This is a genomic window from Hirschia litorea (assembly GCF_042665075.1).
Lineage (GTDB): Bacteria > Pseudomonadota > Alphaproteobacteria > Caulobacterales > Hyphomonadaceae > Hirschia > Hirschia litorea.
This window is the reverse complement of sequence record NZ_JBHTBR010000002.1, coordinates 1,216,006-1,234,465: the sequence shown is the minus strand read 5'-3', so window position 1 is coordinate 1,234,465 and position 18,460 is coordinate 1,216,006. Positions and strand designations below refer to the sequence as shown.

The window sequence follows — 18,460 nt, the reverse complement described above, 5'->3', positions numbered from 1 at the left end:
TTTGTCGATCCCCATCGACAAACTCCCGCGCTCCCCTTTTGCCCCCGCAAAAGCTTATGGGCGACACTAAATATCAAGCCCATAAGGTTCGCTGTTTATGCACCCCTGCAAACAGCTTTGGAGAGTTAAGCTTAGTACACGTTTGAGAGTCTAGCCCCGTTTGCGCATCAATGTTATTTCGTGTGAGGAGTGTTGCGTTCAAAGCACATTCATGTGCATGCGTTCAATTCTTATGCACATAGGGGCTTTTAAAATGTGCCAAAGTCTTGTCATGAGTAGAGATAGGACCTTCTCTTTTTAAAGTTTTTGTCCCATGTAGTACAGTTAGCGGAATGTAAACGCGTCACCATCATTCTCGGAGACGCAACCGCAGCAAAGTAAAGGATCAGGACGCACCCATGCCGATATTTGCGCATGTCATGCTAGCATTGACCTATATCACCGCATGTATTGTCGGTGGGGCAGCTCTACATCGGTATCTCGGTGTGGATTTAACAATCGCTGGCTTGATAGCAGCGGCTGCGGGATTGGGGTTTGCCCAGTTTCATTCTGTACTCACACGTAACGGTGCTGGCAAAGAAACTGATGACCGCTTGCAGCAATTGCGAGATGACGTCAAAAAAGTTGCTATGCGCATGGATGAAGCCGAGCGTCGTGCGGATGAATTACGTGAAGAATTTGAACGTGAGATAGCTGACAGACGTGAAACGCTGGTATCTGAAATGCGTGGTCTGGAAACGATGATTTCGCGTATGTCCGATAGTTTTGAGACACGCTTGAGCACTGTGCGTGCAAATGGTGCCCAGACAAGTGCTGCAGGGTCGTCTGCATTGGAAGCGGTCCGTGATGCTTTGCGTCAAAACCGTGTTGATCTGCATCTGCAACCGATTGTGACTCTACCTCAGCGCCGTGTTCGGTTTTATGAAGGGTTCACACGCTTGCGCCGCGCTGATGGTGAAATCATCATGCCGGGTGAGTTTTTGGCGGAAGCCGAAAGTGCAGGACTATTGGGTGTCGTCGATAATATGCTCCTTTTCCGCTGTGTGCAGATTGTTCGCCGTTTGTCAGAGCGCGATCGCCGCGTAGGTGTGTTCTGCAATGTTGCGATGTCATCCTTGGAAGATGAAACTTATTTTCCGCAGTTCTTGGAGTTTATGCGTGAGAACCAAGATCTTGCTGGCTCAATGATTTTTGAAATTGGCGTACGTCATTTCAATAATCGCTCAAGCACTGCAGCGCGTAATATGGGACGCCTCGCTGAGCTTGGCTTCCGTTTCTCTCTGGATAAGGGAGAGGGGTTGGATTTCGATTTGCCTGAATTGCAATCTTCTGGTGTGCGCTTTGTAAAAGTATCTGGGGAGCGCTTGCTATCTGAGCTCGTGCCGGGTGGTCAGCGTCCTGTGTCTGGTATTGTGCGTTCAATTGCGCCCCAAGACGTGTCAGCCGTATTCATGCGTTATGGTGTAGATCTGGTTGCTGAAAAAGTTGAAGACGAGAAATCCGTGATTGAACTTCTCGATTTTGAAATTCCTTTTGGGCAGGGGCATGTTTTTGGTGCGCCGCGCCCGATAAAAGGGTCTTTGCTTGAAGAGACAGCGCCACCCCCAGAATTTATTCGCCGTGTTAAGGCAGGTAGCAATATCGGCGCATAGGCTAATACTGGACGTAAATGTGGAACTCATTTAACCAGAATGTTCAAAACCCATTTGTGTATGCAGCGGGTTTGCGCAGATATGCTTAGGCTGTTTTTCTGTTCGCTTCAAAGTTCATAAAATATAGAGCAATCACCAATGTCCCAACTTCCAATGCTTGCGCACCTCAACCAGATAGCAGACGAATACGACGCTATTCTCTGTGACGTATGGGGTGTTATTCATAATGGTCGGGAAGTTTTCCCAGAAGCCGTTGATGCTTTGCGTCGCTTCCGTGAGATCAGAGGTCCAGTCGTACTAATTACGAATGCGCCTGTGCCTGCGGAGCGCGTATTGATGAGCCTTGCTCAAGTCGGGGTAGAGCCTGATTGTTATGATGCTGTCATTACATCAGGAGATGCAACGCGCGCTGAATTAGAAAAGCGTATGCCGGGGCCTGCTTATTGTATTGGTCCAGATTATGATGATCCACTCTATCAAGGTCTGGCTATGGAATACACCACGGAGATCGACCAAGCGGCGTTTATTTCATGCACGGGCTTACGGGAAATACCGCAAGATCTGCCAGAGGATTACCGCGATGAGTTGAAGAAACTCGCTGCGCGTGAGCTTGAAATGCTGTGTGCAAACCCAGACCTTGTGTTTCGCTATGGCGATGACCTTATTCCGTCTGCGGGATCTTTGGCGAAGATATATGAAGAGCTTGGCGGGCGGGTTATTCGTCCGGGTAAACCGGGCGCACCTATTTATAATTTAGCTTATAAAAAACTTGAAGAATTGCTTGGCTATAAGCCATCAAGAGACACAATCCTTGCCATAGGGGATGGACCTGCCACAGATGCTCGCGGCGCAGTGCGTGAAGGCTTGGATTGCTTGTTTATTGGGGGCGGTATCCATGGCGGTATGATGGATGAAAGCGAGAGCTTTCTGGAAGACGCAGCCATGCTTTTGGAAAATGACGAAGCGGACGCTGCTTACGCAGCGCCCGCACTCATATGGTGAGGTCTGGTCATTAATTTCGTAAAATAAAGTCCAATCATGCCCGTTGGACTTTAAAGGTAGAAGGCGTTTCGTCGCTATATTTAGCTTAAATTAGTCGAATAATGCGTCGATATCATCTTGGCTGACATCTTCAGCTTCGCCAAACATTGCATCAATATCGTCTTGCTTAACTTCAGGACCATTGAGGGACGGGCCGTTTAGCAATTGCTCGCGGTCACGCTTCTCTGATGCAGTTTCCTCACGCTTGGCATCTTGCACACCAAGGGCTTGAGAAAATTGTGTGACGCGTTCTTCAATGTGACGTAGCGTGGTCACAACCTTGTTCACACGTTGCCCTGTGAGGTCTTGGAATGAACAAGCTTCAATCATCCGCATCATGGCAGCATCAACTTGCGCTTTGTATTCAGCAGGATCATCAATTTCTGTAGACATAAGCGTTTCAGCTTCCGTCATAATGGTCTCTGTTGCTTCTTCTGTGTCTTTGACAACAGCATCAAGCTCAAGAGACGCACCAGGAATGCGTTGACCACTGATTTCATTCGGACATAGTTCAGAGATTTCATCTTTCGCTTTAGAGATGAAATCTGCGATATATTTAAATTCCCCCTGAATCGTCTGGTCTAGCGATCCGAAGAAGAATTTCATTGCGTCGGCGAGTTGGTGGGAAAGTTCTAAAACTTCCACCAAAGGGCGTTCTCTCACATTACTTTCTCGTAGTGAGCTAATCGCTCCTTTTACGCGGTCTGCGACTTCGTTTGCTGCGGCCATAATATCCCTCCCATACGGTTATTTTTCCCGGTAAGGGGTCTTAAAATTCACCGAGTACGGCAGTAATTTTGCCTTTAAGTGTCGCCGCGTTAAATGGCTTCACAATGTAGTTGTTCACACCAGCTTTTTTAGCTGCGATCACGTTTTCTGTTTTAGATTCTGCAGTTACCATGATGAACGGTGTTGCTTTTAGCTTGTCGTCAGCACGAACTTCGCGTAGCAGCTCATATCCGGTCATTGGCTCCATGTTCCAGTCAGATATGACCAGACCATAATTATTGCCCTGCATCTTGGCTAAGGCTTCTTGGCCGTCCGCAGCATCTTCGATGTTTTGGAAACCAAGTTGCTTCAGAAGGTTCGTAATAATACGAATCATCGTTTTATAGTCATCCACGACCAGAACAGGCATCGACAGATCGACAGCCATGGGAATCTCCTTCAAGGCGGCTAAAGTTTTCTGTTGGGGCTAGTCATAACTGAACAAGGCAAATAAACCGTGAAGGGAAATAATGATTTCCCGTATTAACGTTAACGTATTAGACCCTGCGTTTGCGGTGTGATTTGGAGTTACAAAAATGAAACCCGGTAAGACATACGAAGAGCTTGAAATCGGTATGGCTCATGAAACTGAGCACCTTGTGACAGAGCAAGACGTTATTGATTTTGCCCGCGTGTCTGGCGACCACAACCCGCTACACATGGACGAAGAATACGCAAAAACGACTGTTTTTGGAACACGTATTGCGCATGGCGCGCTGACGGCTTCTTACATTTCAGCTATCCTTGGAAACGACCTTCCAGGCCCTGGTGCGATATTCACAGAGATGAATATGCGCTTCAAACGTCCGGTCGTAATCGGCTCTAAGGTATTGGTAAGAGCGGAAGTTTCTGAAATGCAGCCGCGTGGAAACCGTGTCACTTTATCTGTGAAGTGTACTGTTGAAGGCAAGGTTGTGATTCAAGGAATTGCGAAAGTCATGGTGCCAAGTCAGAACAAGAGCTAATCTTTTTGAAGATCTGCGTGGCTTGAGGTGGCGACCCAATATGAAATTATTTCATACATATGAAAATCTTCCCGAGAATGTTCGGGGAGCGGGGGTTGCGATTGGCAATTTTGATGGCCTGCATGTCGGGCATCGAGGTGTCATAAAGAAGCTCAAACAGCTTTGTGAAAGTAAAAATGTGCCCCTTGGCGTGTTAATGTTTGACCCAACGCCGTTTAATTTTTTTAGTCCTGATTCACCATCAAAACGAATCATGAGTCTAAAAAGGCGGGTTAAAATACTCGAACAGGGCGGTTTGGATGTCGCTTTTGCGCTACCTTTCGACGCACAAATGGCTCAGCGCACAGATCATGACTTCGCTAAAACAGTCCTCCACGATGGTTTAGGCGTGTCGGCCGTGTCTGTTGGATATGATTTTTGTTACGGCAAAAAGCGGATGGGCAATGTTTCAACGCTTCAAACCTATGGCCAAGAGTTAGGGTTTGAGGTTCTGGTCACTGATAAAATCACACCGCGCAACCGTGAAACCGGTGCGCATGGTGAAGAATTGAAAATCTCTTCGACGCAAATTCGAGCACTTATCGCTTCCGGCGATATGGAATCGGCGCGTCTCATGATGAAGGATTATTGGACTATTGAAGCAAATGTGGTGCACGGACAAAAACGTGGCCGCACAATCGGATTTCCAACAGCCAATATGTATTTGTCCGATTATCAGCACCCCAAGCATGGCATTTATGCTGTGTGGACGCGAATTGAGGGCGAGCAAGAATGGCGTCAGGGCGTTGCAAATTTTGGCCGTACACCCACAACGGGTGATCGTGATCCGCTGCTTGAAGTTTTCCTATTTGATTTTGATGGCGACCTTTACGGCAAAGAGCTTGAAGTTGCGTTTGTGGAATTTTTGCGCCCTGAAGCCAAATTTGATGGTTTAGACCCGCTCATTGCGCAAATGCACAAAGACACCAACAAAGCAAAACAGATACTTGCATCTGCTGATAAGCCTTTCGTATAATAGTTTTAATTGAGGCTGGGGGGATTTTATGACTGAGAAAGTAAGGGTGCAGACTGAGGCTGGAATAGTTATCATGTCGGCGGAGAATGCTAGAAATTATAATAAGGGCAAATTGATTCAACCCGGAACTGCAAATGATTCGGATGCAGAAGGAAGTGGTCTTGCTGTATTATTTGAGGGGCTTTTTGTAGCTTGTATGGCTTTGTGTCTTATTGCTGCATTTGTTTCTGGTTTTCTGTTATTGGATGCTGGTAATTATAGTTCGAGATATGGAACTGAGATATCGGTATATTCTGTGTTGTTAGGTGCAAGCGTTGGTGGATTGCTTATGAGTGGAATTGGTTGGGCAGTGTGTCGTACTTGTGTTCTAACGGCGAAAATACACAACACACTTGTTGAAAGTAATAAATTAAAAGCAGATTGAGTGAAGTGGCATTTGATAACTGGCTGACCTTTCTGACTTGTGTGGTGATTTAACGTTGTAAGTACGGTTATATTGTATGAAACAGGTAATAGAGTTCCTGTGAAACACCTCTTCTCTCTTTCCTCTCCGTGTCGAGCCTGTTAAAGACTGCGCTTATGAAAATGCAGAACCACATAACCATCGCGATATATGGGCCAGTCATTGGTGTAGATATCGGACCAATAGCGCTTCTGGGCCGAATTACTGGCCCGGTCCGCTGAACGGCGCAAACGAGAGTGCGACGCAGCGGTTCCGGGTTATCTCGCTAACCATTTTTCTGCTTTTAAAAAAATCAAAAGATAAAAAACATGTCCAAAGACACGAATCTTCCTGAAGGCCGCGATTACCGTGAAACGCTTTTCCTTCCTAAGACAGACTTTCCTATGCGCGCAGGTCTGCCCAAAGCTGAGCCAGCATGGCTAGCAAAGTGGGACGAAGAAAATCTGTATGAAACGCTGCGTGAAGACGCCAAAGGCCGCCCAGAATTTATGATCCATGATGGCCCTCCCTATGCGAACGGCCATTTACACTTGGGACACGCACTGAACAAAATCCTTAAAGACCTTGTTGTGCGCACTAAGCAAATGTCAGGTTTTGATGCTGATTACATCCCGGGTTGGGATTGTCATGGTTTGCCGATTGAATGGAAAGTTGAAGAACAATTTCGCCAAAAGGGTAAAGCCAAGCGCGATGTTGATGCTTCTGAGTTCCGCGAAGCGTGTCGCGCCTACGCAACTGAATGGGTCGGCATTCAACGTGAAGAGTTTAAACGCCTCGGTGTTATCGGAAACTGGGAAGATCCCTATCTAACAATGGACTTTGGGTCTGAAGCGACAATCGTGGAAGAATTCCTCAAAGTTGCCATGTCTGGCCAAATGCGTCGCGGGTCTAAGCCTGTGATGTGGTCTCCGGTGGAGCAAACAGCCCTTGCTGAAGCGGAAGTTGAATATGAAGACCGCAAAGCCAATGTGATCTGGGTGAAGTTTCCAATAGTTGATGGTCCGCACAAGGGCGAAGCTAGTGTCGTTATCTGGACAACAACGCCTTGGACAATCCCTGCAAACCGCGCAGTCTCTTATAGCCCGAACATTTCATATGGCTTGTTTGAGTGTACAGAATTAGAAGCCGACCTGCCGTTTGAGCCATGGATCAAACCGGGCGATAAGATCATCGTGGCTGATAAACTCGTTGAAAGTGTCATGAAGGGCGCTAAAGCAGCAGCTTGGAAACGCGTTTCTGATGTTGATCCATCAGGCTTGACGCTTGCGCACCCACTTCGCGACGCAGATCTTGGTGGCTACCAGTTCGACGTGCCAATGCTTGCTGGGGATCATGTCACCGATGATGCGGGTACGGGTTTTGTGCACACAGCGCCTAGTCATGGTGAGGATGACTATAATGTCTGGCTCGCCAATGGGTATTCCACAGCAGATATTCCTGAAACACTCGATGATTTTGGATGTTACACAAAAGAATGTCCGGGATTTGAAGGTCTTGATGTTATCCGCATAGATGGCAAGAAGCGCGGCCAAGATGGTAAAGCCAATAAAGCCGTGATGGATGCGCTTATCGCACAAGGCAATTTGCTCGCGCGCAGCATGACCACACTTCGCGATGCACACTCTTGGCGTTCAAAAGCGCCTGTTATCCGCCGTGCAACGCCGCAATGGTTCATCTCTATGGATGTGGCTGATGAAAGCGGAAAAACACTTCGCGAAAAAGCAATGGCTGCTATCGCGCAAACGAAATTCACACCTGAACGCGGGCGTGCGCGCCTAAGCTCAATGGTGGAAGGGCGTCCTGATTGGCTCATTTCGCGTCAACGTGCGTGGGGTGTACCGCTAACTTTATTCGTCAACAAAGAAACCGGTGTTATACTCAATGATAACGATGTGAATGATCGCATCGTCGCCGCCGTTGAGCAGGGCGGTGCAGATGCATGGTTTGTGACATCTTCAGACATCTTCTTGGGCGACAAATACAACGCTGAAGATTTTGAAAAAGTCACTGACATTCTCGACGTTTGGTTTGACTCAGGAACAACACACGCTTTCACGCTCGAAAAACGTGGTTTGAAATGGCCTGCTGACTTGTATTTAGAAGGGTCTGACCAACACCGTGGTTGGTTCCAATCTAGCTTGCTAGAAAGCTGCGCCACACGTGGCCGCGCCCCATATGAAGGCGTGCTCACGCATGGGTTTGTGGTTGCGCAAGATGGTCGCAAAATGTCCAAATCATCGGGCAATGGTATCGAGCCAGATGAAGTATGTAACCAATACGGCGCTGAAATCATGCGTATCTGGGTTGGTTCCTCAGATTACACAGACGATCCAGCCTTCGGTAAGGATATCATCGCTGCCAACATTGAAAGCTATCGCAAGCTTCGCAACACAATGCGTTATCTGCTTGGAGCTTTGGATGGCTTTGAGGAAAGCGAGCGTGTTGCCGTTGAGGACATGCCAAGCCTTGAGCAGTGGATGCTTCACCGCCTAACAGAAGTTGATGCGAAGGTACGTTCCGCATTTGCCGCTTATGATTTCCAAGCTGCATTTAAAGAGCTGCAAGTCTTTACCAATAATGATGTGTCAGCGGTTTATTTCGACATCCGTAAAGACAGCCTTTATTGTGATGCACCCGATGATATCCGTCGTCGCTCATGCCGCACAGTGATGGATGAATTGTTCAAATGCCTCACAGCATGGTTTGCGCCCGTAATGGTGTTTACATGTGAAGAAGCATGGCGCTTGCGTTTCCCAGATGCGGGATCAGTTCACCTGCGCCAATTCCCAGACGTACCAGCGGAATGGAAGAATGAAGTTGTAGCAGCAAAATGGGCCAAGATATTTAAAGTACGCCGTGTTGTGCTTGGAGCCTTGGAGATTGAACGACGTGAAAAACGTATAGGGTCATCCTTGGAAGCTGGGCCGGATGTGTATGTGGAAGACGCTGATCTGTTGGCTGCATTTGAAGGTGAAGTGAGCGCGGATGTCTTTATTACGTCGCAAGCCAATTTGAAATCTGGAAAATCTCCAGAGACAGCTTTTAAAATGGCAGATGTTGAAGGTGTGAGTGTCGTGCCTGCAAAAGCTGAAGGTGTGAAGTGTGCGCGGTCATGGAAGATTTTTGATCCTGCCACAGCCTTGCCTGAATTCCCGGGCATTACACCGCGAGATGCCAAGGCTGTTATGGCTTGGGATAAACTGAATAAAAGCGCTTAGGTTTTGCCAAAAGCGAAAGAGGAAAGAGCATGATACAGGTAACAAACCGCTATTGGGTCTGGGCAGGTCCGCTTGCTCTTTTCTCGCTTATTCTTGATCAATTCACCAAAGCATTGGTTTTAAACAATGATGTTTTCAACGCGCGGGGGTGTTTATTTTCCAGCGTTCCCAATTGCGGGAAAATAGAAATCTCGCAGAGTTTTGATCTGTCTATGGTTTGGAATTACGGGATGAGTTTCGGCATGATGCAATCTGACGGTATTGGCCGTTGGATATTATTCGCCGTGACTTTAGTGATCGTCGTTGTTTTTTCTGGTTGGTTGTTAAAAGCTGATCGCTGGTCAACAGCACTTGCGCTTGCCTTTGTGATTGGTGGAGCCTTGGGCAATATGATTGATCGTGCGCGGTTTGGTGCCGTAGTTGATTTTATGGATTTTTCCGGTCCGTGGTTTGGAATCACATTTCCAGCGACAAGCGGACCATTGGGTTGGTTGGACAAAGCCATCTATAATGGAGATGGTGTTTTAGGATTAGGTTTTCCCTATGTGTTCAATGTGGCGGATATGGCCATTTCATTGGGCGCAATTATCTTAATAGCTGACCAGTTGCTGGTGAAAGAGGATTGATCAGGCTAGCTTTCTGGTTATCCTGCATATAAGTGTTTCTGGGTTCGATGCGTTATGTCATTCAATGACACAATGAATTTGAATTCCAACGTGTTTTAAAAGGCGTGATAGATGAAAAAAACAGTACTGGGTTTGACTGCCGCAATTTCAGTCGCAGCGATGACAGCAACTGGATGTTCATCCAGCGGAACAAACGCACCAGATGAATTCCGTGTTGTACGTAAAGCGCCATTGAGTGTGCCGCCAGAATACAATCTGCGTCCACCAGCAACAGGTGAGAGCATTCCGGTAGAATTGCAACGCGATGATCAAGCGCGCGCGATCTTGTTTGGTGAAAGACTTGGCGGTCAAGCGTCAGAAGGTGAACGCTTACTTGTGCGTAAAGCAGGCGGTGAAGCCATTGATGCTAAAGTACGTGCCCAAGTTGATTATGATGCCACAGGTACATTGCGCAAAAGCGAAGGCTTGTCTGACAAGATTTTATTCTTCAAAGGCAATGATGAAAAAGCACTTGTGCTAGACCCAGAAAATGAAGCAGCGCGCCTTGAGCAAGAATTGATTGATAATGCAACAGGCGGTGATGATGTCATCATTAAACGCCGTGCGGGCGACAGCAAACTTCCAGGGCTGTAAATCCAATAAGAGTGTAAATTGAGTTTTGCACTTAAATTTACAGATAGAACACAGGGTATGAGGCCAATTCCTATTGTCTGGCCTTTATGCGAATCGGCTGGCAAGCTAAGCTAGCCGTATGCCCGATACAACTTCCTCACATTCACCACCTTGTATTCACCGTCTCCCAGCCGATGCGATTAACCGCATAGCAGCAGGTGAGGTTGTGGAACGCCCAGCCGCAGCCGCAAAAGAGCTTATTGAGAATGCGTTGGATGCTGGCGCAAAGAATGTCCGTATTCTAATCGAAGGCGGCGGGTTAACCCGTATGGTCATTGAAGATGACGGCAAGGGTATGACGCCTGAGGAATTACCCATTGCTGTTGAGCGTCACGCAACATCTAAACTACAAGCAGATGAAGATGGACGTGTTGACCTTTTAAACATTCATACGCTTGGATTTCGCGGTGAAGCGCTACCGTCCATTGGTTCCGTTTCGCGTATGACGATTACTTCGCGGGTGAAGAATGCAGATGCTGCTTATCAATTGCGTATTGAGGGCGGCAATGTAGAAGGTCCAGCACCGGCTGCATGGACAGGCATCTCTCAAAGCGGAACGCGTATTGAAGTGCGTGATTTGTTTTATGCCACACCTGCACGTCTGAAATTTATGAAGTCTGAGCGCGCTGAAACAATGGCGCTGACTGACACGGTAAAACGCCTAGCTATGGCGAATGCGGATATTGGATTTATCCTTGAATCTGGCGGTCGAAAACTCATCAACCTCAATGGAGAAGAGGGCGCATTTGAAGAAGCGCGCTTAAAGCGTTTAGGCGCGATCATGGGGAAAGAATTTCGCGAAAATGCATGTGAAATAGATGCTGAACGTGAAGGTGTGTACGTCACTGGATTTGCCGGATTACCGACACTCAATCGCGGAAATGCTCAGCACCAATATTTGTTTGTGAATGGGCGTCCTGTGAAAGATAGATTGCTCAATGGTGTGATCCGTGCAGCCTATCAAGATTTCCTTGCGCGTGATCGGCATCCGATGGCGGCGCTATTTGTTGATCTGCATCCAGAGTTTGTGGATGTGAACGTACACCCTGCAAAAACTGAAGTACGCTTTCGTGATCCGGGCAATGTGCGCGGTCTTTTGATCGGTGCGCTTCGTCACACCTTAGCAGCGGCGGGGCACCGTGCGTCCACGACGGTAGCAGGGGATGCGCTGGGCAGGGTCATCGTGGAACAACAAGCAAGGCAGCAGGGGGACCAGACAGGGTTCTTGCCAGGGACAAACGTATTGCAATCCACTATGGGGCGCCCAGCATCAGGTGGCCAATGGCGGCCATCTCCAAGCCCTTCGGCAGCAGATATAGATACATATATTTTGGCAACAGGGTTGAATGCTGGCCTACAAGAGACTCCTGCACCGCATTATCAGGGGCAAGCCGGATCGTTTGAAGCAACTGAAAACATGTCTGCGCGTGTTGAGCCAAATGAGATGGAATCCCAACGCGCTCAAGAGGTTAGCCGATTTCCTTTGGGGGTTGCGCGGGCGCAATTGCATGAAACCTATGTGGTTGCACAAACCCAAGATGGTATTGTCATAGTCGATCAACATGCAGCACATGAGCGCCTTGTCTATGAGCGTATGAAGCGCCAAATGGCACAAGATGGTGTGCGCCGCCAAGCGTTGTTAATCCCTGAAATTGTTGAACTTTCTGAAGATGAAGCGGTAAGGGTTTTATCACGCTCAGATGAACTTCTTGAATTAGGTTTAGAAATCGAAGCCTTTGGTGTTGGTTGTATCGCAGTGCGCGCCACGCCTTCCTTATTTGGGGAGATGGATGTTGCAGGACTTATCCGCGATCTTGCTGATGATTTCGCCGAATATGATGCAGGGCTTGCTCTCAAGGAGCGCTTTGAGGAAGTTATGGGGAATATGGCATGTCGCGGTTCCGTGCGCGCCGGTCGCCGCCTGACCGGAGAAGAGATGAATTCACTGCTTCGCCAAATGGAGGATACACCTCATTCGGGGCAATGTAATCACGGACGTCCAACCTATGTTGAGTTGAAACTCGCTGATATTGAACGACTTTTTGGAAGACGGTAATGACAGACACTGAATTTAAAACACCTCAAACACGCTATGAATTTCGCGAAGGGTTTAAGGTTGTGGGGCTTCGTAAACAGTTTGATGCAGCAGAACGTGTTGAAGGAATTCCAGCACTTTGGCGCGCATTTGGACCGCAAATTCCAGAAGTTAAAAACGCGATTTATGATGCATGTTACGGCGCTATCGGGGCAAGTAATCCCGATGGTGAAGTTGATTATTTAGCTGGAATTGCCGTAACTGATTTTGAGGGTGTCGATAAAGATTTTGACCGTATGGTCATTCCAGATCAGCATTATTTAGTTGTTGCGCATGAGGGGCATGTTGAGGCCATTGGCAAAACTTGGGAGTGGGTTTTTACGGAGTTTCCTAAGGGCAAAGGGCTTGAAATTGTTGAAGCTTTTGCAATGACGCCAGAATTTGAAATCTATGATGAGCGATATAATGCGCAGACGGGCGAGGGCATAATTGAGATATGGGTCCCAATAAAACCTATTCTAATTCCCTGATTTTCAAGCATTGTAGTATATATGAAAAGGGCTATCAACGAAGGTTGATAGCCCTTTTTTGTTGTCTGTTTCTAAATGCTATTTTTTGAGTTCTAGCGCTTTTTCAACGTCTTTCCAGTTTACCAATTTGAAGTTCTGATACCCTTGTGGATCAGTGTTGTCGTCATCTTGAACAACGAGCAACCCAGAAGATAAACTTTCATTGAAAGCCGCTGAAGAGACTGCAAGTCCGTCTGTGTGAGATACACCATCAACCTTGCCGTCAGCACTTGGTTTTATGTTGAAGATTCCGACCTTTTTATAGGGTGCTTCACGTTGATAAACTACATATCTATCAGCGGCTTGAGCTGATACGACAACATAACCTGTGCCATTATCTCCATGCCAAATGTCGACACCTTCAACATCCATGACCAAGCCTTGATCATTTGCGATAGTGTCCATGATTTCGCGTTTTGTTTCAGCGCCATTGTCATGTGTGACACGCCATAAACCGTGCTCTTCTTCGCCTAGAAAGAGAATACCCGCAGCGTCGTCATTTGAGCAGCCTTCCATCTGACCGCCGAATGTCCATGAATCAATTTGTGTGGCAGTTAGCGTTTCTAGGTCGATTCTGTGGACAAGAACTTTAGCTGTTTTCGTGTTGACGAATGAAAGCAAAGAGCCATCTTTTGCGACACCAAGGCAATATCCGTAGACTTCTGGTTCACTAATCGCAAAGTCTTTTAATGTGTTTACTTTACCTGTTTCTGGATTAATTTCCATAAAAGTCAGCGTGTTAGATGTGCGATTAGACGCTGCCGCGATGTGGCGTACGCCATTTGCAGTTTGAACAGAGCGTACATCTACATTGTTTACGCGACCTACAGGCAGAAACTGTTTTTGTGCGCCAGATAAATCATAAACATAAATGCCGGATTGTTTGTTGGTGCCAAGGATGAGTGATTGACTGGCATCTTTGGGGTTTACCCAAATTGCAGGATCATCCGCTGCATCTTCAGACGTTTCAACTGCTGGTGTTTCTGCAAATGCAGACACAGAGGCAACACCTAGCAGCTCATCGCTTGCATATTTGGGCGTTGCAGCACAATTGACAAGCGCAAGACAAGCTACACTAGCCAGAAGGGGAAATAGAGGGCGCATATTTTCTTCCATTCTTTAAAAGTAAGAAAGCTGGTTGATGGATAAAAACTAGCCCGTCAATCCTGAGACTAACGGGCCAGAATTATCAGCACTCAACGTGTTTAGTATGTGTAACGCACACCAAACTTAGCTGTGTAGCCATATTCATCATATTGGGACAAACCTGTTCCCAATTGTGTTTTGAATACAGCATGCTCGGATTCATCGGTCACATTGCTAATTTCACCAACCATTTGCAGGCTGTCTGTCAGCGCATATTTTGCTGTAAGATCAACTTGGTAACGGTCTTTGAAATAACGGTCTCTACCGTTAGAACCAATTTCATCAAGGTATTCACTACGGTATGTAAGTGCAGCACGTAGATCTAGGCCGTATTTGTCAAACCCAAACATAACGTTTCCGATATTGTCGGATGTTTTTGGCAACGGAATAGAGCGTGTTGTTCCGTCTTCATTTGTGTAAGTGGTTTGGCTGTTTAGAAGCGTGTAGTTCGCCCCAACAATCAATCCACCCCATACACCTGGCAAAATACCGTCAAATGATTGTTGATAGTTGAACTCAAGTCCTGTCACATTCGCATCTTCAAGATTGACGAATTGTGAAGCTTCTTTGAAGACAACGCCTAAAGCCGCGTAATCAGAATATGTGATTTCAGCGATTGGCTTTTCAATGTCTTTCATGAAGAAACCAAGTGATAACACACCACTGTTTGATGGGTAGAATTCAATTCCAACATCAAAGTTGTGTGCTTGTTGGCGATCTAGGTCAGGGTTACCAATTGTACCCTCATAGTCACCGCCATCTAGCTCAACTTCAGAAGAAGGAGAGGCGTGTTTCAGGCTTGGGCGTGCGATGGATGCATAGTAAGCACCGCGAGCTACCAAATTCTCATTAATGTCGAATTTAGCGTTCAAGCTTGGCAAGAAATCTACATAAGAGTGACGTGCTGTTTGGTAATCTGCATATGCAAACGTACCTTCATTGTCGTCAACATCTACATCACTTGCGACGATCACACCGTTTGGTGCGCCATCTGCAGCATTGGCAAGGTCTTCAGTTGCGTAAGCTGTCGTGATGTAGCCTTTACCTGTGTAGTCGGTCGCTTCAACACGTGCACCATATGTGACGAGCGCAGTACCAAAGTCCATTTGAGACATGAGGTAACCTGCGTAAATGTTTTCAGTCGCTTTGTAATCACTCGCGAATGAGGCAATCGCACTATCTACAGAGTTTACTTCAAAATCACTTGTGTTCCCAAAATAGAAACTTGAAAGCGCACCATAATCCACTGTGGGGCCGATATTGTCTAAAGAGTATTCAACACCAGATAGGAAGTTGCTGAGTATAAGATCATTCTCATGTCCATCATAAATTATTGATGCAACATCGTTTGATTTCTCACGTAAACGTAGCTTCAACCCACCTTTTACGAAGCCAGAAGTTCCGAAAACATTTCCATCACGTTTAATGTCAATCTTTGCAGCGAATTCATCTTCTTCAGTTAATCCGTTGAGGTATTCAAGCTCATCAAATTCAAACAAGGCAGCGTTAAAGAAATCCGCATTCGTGTCCGCAAGCGTTGGCAATGAAGGATCTGACAGATCAAAATCGACAGATGTTCGGTTGTCTTTTGCTAGACGGAAAGCGCCATCGATGCGGTCTGGCTCTTCTTCCTCAGCGTGACTGTAGGCTGCTTGATAATCAATTGTAATTGCATCAATGCGTGTCTCACCACCGATTTGAACAGACCACAAGTCTTGTGTTTCTTCACGAATTTTGATGTCGCGGTCTAGCTTCTCGCGGTAGGTGGTACGTGTACGAATTTCGTTGTCATTGAACGAGTTGTACAATGTACGTAGGTATAGGTCTGTGTTTGCTGTTGGACGGAAATCGAAGTTCAAAGCACCAGACAAACGTTCACGTACAACTTCGTATTTACGCATTTCGAGTTCTTCAAGTTCAAACTCGGCGTCATCAAAGTCATACGCCCAATCCGCTTCTTTATTTGTCGTCGTGAAATCACGGCGGTTAAAAGAAAGAGAACCAGCAACACCAACCATGTCGTTTAGGAATGTGTTTGCGACTGTAATACCAACTTTAGGTGTTACTTTGTCTGAGCTTTCAGAATAAATGCCGTCGACTTTTGCTTTAAAGAAGAGGCCGTCTTTATCAAAAGCAGAAAGCGTTTTGATGTCGATAGAACCACCAATACCGTCACCATCAAGGTCAGGTGTTAGTGATTTTGTGATTGTGATCGAATCTAGAATGTCTGCATCAACAACATCCAAAGCTACAGAGCGTGTATCTGCTTCTGGAGACGCCATACGCACACCGTTCACAGATGTAGAGTTCAAGCTGGAGTCGAGACCACGAATGATCACATAGCGGCCTTCACCCTGGTCGTTTGCAACAGAGATACCCGCGACGCGACGTGCGCTTTCAGCCACGTTTTGGTCTGGGAATTGACCCAATGCGTCTGCAGACAGAACAGCAACAAGGTTATCAGCAGCACGTTGTTGGTTGATACCAGCAAATAGTGAACCGCGTTGACCTGTAATCAGGATAGTATCCATTGTGCGTTCGTCATCGCCGCCAAGCACAAAATTGTATGCAGTTGGTGTCGCGTCAGTAGCTGAGATTGTTGCAGTTTTGCGTTCCGCACCCACATAAGAAACAGAGAGAGTGTGCTCACCTTCAGCAAGGTTTGCAAAGCGGTATGAGCCATCAGCGCGCGTTGAAGTCGTTTGGCCTTTATCTATTGAAACAATGGCGCCTTCAACAGGAGCACCGCCTGTTGTAACTTTACCTTCAACAATCGCAGCCATCGCCGTAGGAGCCACTAGCCCCATCGCAACTGTAATCAAGCTTGTACACATAAGTGTGTTTTTTAGACGGTTCGACATGATCCGCATTCTCCTTGGGGAGGTGGTTATGACTCGGTGCTAATGCCGAGTTCTGATTCAGACTTGGAGCCTGACATGCCGATTTTGTGTGACGCTTGAATTACAGATATGTGACGGGACAATGACACTCTACATTCCGTAGGGAGAGGAGATGTAATCGTGTTTTTGGGGTCACACTTTTGTTGAGCTAGTTTTGGAGTTTACAGCCAGAACGGGTTTAAAGCTCATGCGGTGAATAGGGCAAGGTCCCAAACGCCTAAGCGCTTCTGAATGGGCTTTAACGCCATAGCCTTTATGTTTTGCAAAACCATATTCAGGATAGAGTGCATCATATTCTAGCATTTTAGCATCGCGTGCTGTTTTAGCTAAAATGGAGGCTGCCGAAATGCAGGCCTCTATACCATCACCGCCAATGAGGGTTTCAACACGGCACCCGAGTGTGGGTGCATCATTGCCGTCTACTAGCGCAAGTGTGGGAGAAAGCTTTAGCGCATTCACGGCGCGTCGCATGGCGAGGTGATTGGCTTGACGAATATTAAGCGTGTCGATTTCTTCAGGGCTAGCCCAACCCAAGCCCCAAGCAAGCGCATGCTCATAGATAAGGGGCGCTAACAAATTACGTTTTTTCTCAGTAAGTTTTTTGGAGTCGTTTAATCCAGCAATGGGTTTTGAAGGATCGAGTATGACAGCACCAGCACAAACAGGGCCTGCCCAAGGTCCACGTCCAGCTTCATCAACGCCGCAAATTATGTCTAGTTTTTCCATACGTGTAGCAATGACGTGAGTCGCCACTCAAATATAGCAATCAGGTCGGAAGATAATCCAAATAATAGCGTCTTGTTTTATTAGGTTCATCTAAGGCATGCTAACCATGTTTTACCATTTTAAATAGGGGACCAACTATGTTTGGAAAAATCATTAAGTTTGCCAAAGATGCCGGTGCAAAAATCGGATTTGGAAAAGACAAAGACGAAGATGCCAAAAACCTAAAAGGTGAAATGGAAAAGCACGGCTTCAAAACAGAAGGTGTGGATGTTGCCGTTGAAGGCGATAAAGTTGTTCTGACAGGTAAAGCCCTAACACAAGAAGAGCGTGAGAAGCTTGTTCTCATTGCAGGTAATGTGGAAGGTGTAGACGCTGTCGAAGATAATATGGAAATTGCTGCCACGCGTACGCACACAGTTGTGAGCGGCGATACTTTGAGCAAAATTGCAAAAGAAGTTTACGGCGACGCGATGAAATACCCCGTTATTTTTGAAGCTAATAAGCCAATGTTGTCTCACCCAGATAAAATCTATCCGGGTCAAGTTTTGCGTATCCCCGCATTGGATGCAAAAGCATAATTGCAAATCCAAATTTGGATAAAAAGAACGCCAGTCTCTGCATAGAGGCTGGCGTTTTTTGTGGGGAATTTGGTGCTATGAATATA

At 46.7% G+C, this 18,460-nt stretch carries 16 protein-coding genes; 11 read left to right on the top strand and 5 right to left on the bottom strand.

The annotated features are described in order from the left end of the window. Positions 1–398: 398 nt before the first annotated feature. Both ACFQS8_RS05815 and ACFQS8_RS05810 read left to right on the top strand, forming a co-directional pair. Positions 399–1,652 carry an EAL domain-containing protein gene (locus ACFQS8_RS05815; protein WP_382166318.1) on the top strand — a complete coding sequence of 418 codons (1,254 nt, stop codon included), beginning with the start codon at positions 399–401 and terminating at the stop codon, positions 1,650–1,652. A gap of 138 nt (positions 1,653–1,790) precedes the next feature. Beyond that, on the top strand, positions 1,791–2,654 hold the full coding sequence (locus ACFQS8_RS05810; RefSeq protein ID WP_382166317.1) for a TIGR01459 family HAD-type hydrolase: 864 nt from the start codon (positions 1,791–1,793) through the stop codon (positions 2,652–2,654). Positions 2,655–2,744: 90 nt separating this feature from the next. Here ACFQS8_RS05810 and ACFQS8_RS05805 read toward each other — a convergent pair whose 3' ends face one another. After that, positions 2,745–3,422, bottom strand: coding sequence for a protein phosphatase CheZ (locus tag ACFQS8_RS05805; RefSeq protein ID WP_382166316.1), 678 nt, complete (start codon positions 3,420–3,422; stop codon positions 2,745–2,747). Between the two features lie 40 nt (positions 3,423–3,462). Continuing rightward, complete coding sequence (locus tag ACFQS8_RS05800; RefSeq protein ID WP_382166315.1) at positions 3,463–3,849, bottom strand: response regulator; 387 nt, start codon at positions 3,847–3,849, stop codon at positions 3,463–3,465. A 148-nt stretch (positions 3,850–3,997) separates the two neighbouring features. Here ACFQS8_RS05800 and ACFQS8_RS05795 point away from each other — a divergent pair, with 148 nt between their 5' ends. The 8 genes from ACFQS8_RS05795 to ACFQS8_RS05760 all read left to right on the top strand — a co-directional run bounded on the left by ACFQS8_RS05795 (position 3,998) and on the right by ACFQS8_RS05760 (position 12,985). After that, on the top strand, positions 3,998–4,426 hold the full coding sequence (locus ACFQS8_RS05795; protein WP_382166314.1) for a MaoC family dehydratase: 429 nt from the start codon (positions 3,998–4,000) through the stop codon (positions 4,424–4,426). 40 nt (positions 4,427–4,466) lie between these two features. Beyond that, positions 4,467–5,441 (top strand): bifunctional riboflavin kinase/FAD synthetase, encoded by a 975-nt coding sequence (locus ACFQS8_RS05790; RefSeq protein WP_382166313.1) that lies wholly within the window; start codon positions 4,467–4,469, stop codon positions 5,439–5,441. Positions 5,442–5,469: 28 nt separating this feature from the next. After that, a complete protein-coding gene (locus ACFQS8_RS05785) occupies positions 5,470–5,865 on the top strand; it encodes a hypothetical protein (protein WP_382166312.1) in 396 nt (131 codons plus the stop codon). A gap of 347 nt (positions 5,866–6,212) precedes the next feature. Further along, positions 6,213–9,122 carry an isoleucine--tRNA ligase gene (gene ileS, locus ACFQS8_RS05780; RefSeq protein ID WP_382166311.1) on the top strand — a complete coding sequence of 970 codons (2,910 nt, stop codon included), beginning with the start codon at positions 6,213–6,215 and terminating at the stop codon, positions 9,120–9,122. 29 nt (positions 9,123–9,151) lie between these two features. Further along, on the top strand, positions 9,152–9,748 hold the full coding sequence (locus ACFQS8_RS05775) for a signal peptidase II (RefSeq protein WP_382166310.1): 597 nt from the start codon (positions 9,152–9,154) through the stop codon (positions 9,746–9,748). Between the two features lie 111 nt (positions 9,749–9,859). Beyond that, positions 9,860–10,381 carry a DUF3035 domain-containing protein gene (locus ACFQS8_RS05770; RefSeq protein ID WP_382166309.1) on the top strand — a complete coding sequence of 174 codons (522 nt, stop codon included), beginning with the start codon at positions 9,860–9,862 and terminating at the stop codon, positions 10,379–10,381. A 118-nt stretch (positions 10,382–10,499) separates the two neighbouring features. Next, positions 10,500–12,476, top strand: a complete 1,977-nt coding sequence (gene mutL / locus ACFQS8_RS05765; RefSeq protein WP_382166308.1) for a DNA mismatch repair endonuclease MutL — start codon at positions 10,500–10,502, stop codon at positions 12,474–12,476. Beyond that, positions 12,476–12,985 carry a GyrI-like domain-containing protein gene (locus tag ACFQS8_RS05760; protein WP_382166307.1) on the top strand — a complete coding sequence of 170 codons (510 nt, stop codon included), beginning with the start codon at positions 12,476–12,478 and terminating at the stop codon, positions 12,983–12,985. Before mutL ends, ACFQS8_RS05760 begins: the two co-directional genes overlap by 1 nt. Before the next feature lie 78 nt (positions 12,986–13,063). Here the strand turns inward: ACFQS8_RS05760 and ACFQS8_RS05755 are convergent, their stop codons facing one another. The 3 genes from ACFQS8_RS05755 to rnhB all read right to left on the bottom strand — a co-directional run bounded on the left by ACFQS8_RS05755 (position 13,064) and on the right by rnhB (position 17,796). Continuing rightward, entirely contained in the window at positions 13,064–14,128 is a 1,065-nt protein-coding gene (locus tag ACFQS8_RS05755) for a phytase (protein WP_382166306.1), read from the bottom strand. A gap of 101 nt (positions 14,129–14,229) precedes the next feature. After that, positions 14,230–17,031: a TonB-dependent receptor gene (locus ACFQS8_RS05750; RefSeq protein ID WP_382166305.1), complete on the bottom strand. Its 2,802-nt coding sequence runs from the start codon at positions 17,029–17,031 to the stop codon at positions 14,230–14,232. A 171-nt stretch (positions 17,032–17,202) separates the two neighbouring features. Then, positions 17,203–17,796: a ribonuclease HII gene (rnhB, locus tag ACFQS8_RS05745; RefSeq protein WP_382166304.1), complete on the bottom strand. Its 594-nt coding sequence runs from the start codon at positions 17,794–17,796 to the stop codon at positions 17,203–17,205. A gap of 137 nt (positions 17,797–17,933) precedes the next feature. On the opposite strand from rnhB, the gene lysM reads away from it, so the two are divergent. Beyond that, on the top strand, positions 17,934–18,374 hold the full coding sequence (gene lysM, locus ACFQS8_RS05740; protein ID WP_382166303.1) for a peptidoglycan-binding protein LysM: 441 nt from the start codon (positions 17,934–17,936) through the stop codon (positions 18,372–18,374). The last annotated feature ends 86 nt before the right edge of the window (positions 18,375–18,460 follow it).

Excerpts from the sequence above, each read along its gene's own strand:
- ACFQS8_RS05815 (WP_382166318.1), top strand. The coding sequence starts at position 399 with ATGCCGATATTTGCGCATGTCATGCTAGCATTGACCTATATCACCGCA.
- ACFQS8_RS05810 (WP_382166317.1), top strand. The coding sequence starts at position 1,791 with ATGTCCCAACTTCCAATGCTTGCGCACCTCAACCAGATAGCAGACGAA.
- ACFQS8_RS05805 (WP_382166316.1), bottom strand. The coding sequence starts at position 3,422 with ATGGCCGCAGCAAACGAAGTCGCAGACCGCGTAAAAGGAGCGATTAGC.
- ACFQS8_RS05800 (WP_382166315.1), bottom strand. The coding sequence starts at position 3,849 with ATGGCTGTCGATCTGTCGATGCCTGTTCTGGTCGTGGATGACTATAAA.
- ACFQS8_RS05795 (WP_382166314.1), top strand. The coding sequence starts at position 3,998 with ATGAAACCCGGTAAGACATACGAAGAGCTTGAAATCGGTATGGCTCAT.
- ACFQS8_RS05790 (WP_382166313.1), top strand. The coding sequence starts at position 4,467 with ATGAAATTATTTCATACATATGAAAATCTTCCCGAGAATGTTCGGGGA.
- ACFQS8_RS05785 (WP_382166312.1), top strand. The coding sequence starts at position 5,470 with ATGACTGAGAAAGTAAGGGTGCAGACTGAGGCTGGAATAGTTATCATG.
- ileS (WP_382166311.1), top strand. The coding sequence starts at position 6,213 with ATGTCCAAAGACACGAATCTTCCTGAAGGCCGCGATTACCGTGAAACG.
- ACFQS8_RS05775 (WP_382166310.1), top strand. The coding sequence starts at position 9,152 with ATGATACAGGTAACAAACCGCTATTGGGTCTGGGCAGGTCCGCTTGCT.
- ACFQS8_RS05770 (WP_382166309.1), top strand. The coding sequence starts at position 9,860 with ATGAAAAAAACAGTACTGGGTTTGACTGCCGCAATTTCAGTCGCAGCG.
- mutL (WP_382166308.1), top strand. The coding sequence starts at position 10,500 with ATGCCCGATACAACTTCCTCACATTCACCACCTTGTATTCACCGTCTC.
- ACFQS8_RS05760 (WP_382166307.1), top strand. The coding sequence starts at position 12,476 with ATGACAGACACTGAATTTAAAACACCTCAAACACGCTATGAATTTCGC.
- ACFQS8_RS05755 (WP_382166306.1), bottom strand. The coding sequence starts at position 14,128 with ATGCGCCCTCTATTTCCCCTTCTGGCTAGTGTAGCTTGTCTTGCGCTT.
- ACFQS8_RS05750 (WP_382166305.1), bottom strand. The coding sequence starts at position 17,031 with ATGTCGAACCGTCTAAAAAACACACTTATGTGTACAAGCTTGATTACA.
- rnhB (WP_382166304.1), bottom strand. The coding sequence starts at position 17,796 with ATGGAAAAACTAGACATAATTTGCGGCGTTGATGAAGCTGGACGTGGA.
- lysM (WP_382166303.1), top strand. The coding sequence starts at position 17,934 with ATGTTTGGAAAAATCATTAAGTTTGCCAAAGATGCCGGTGCAAAAATC.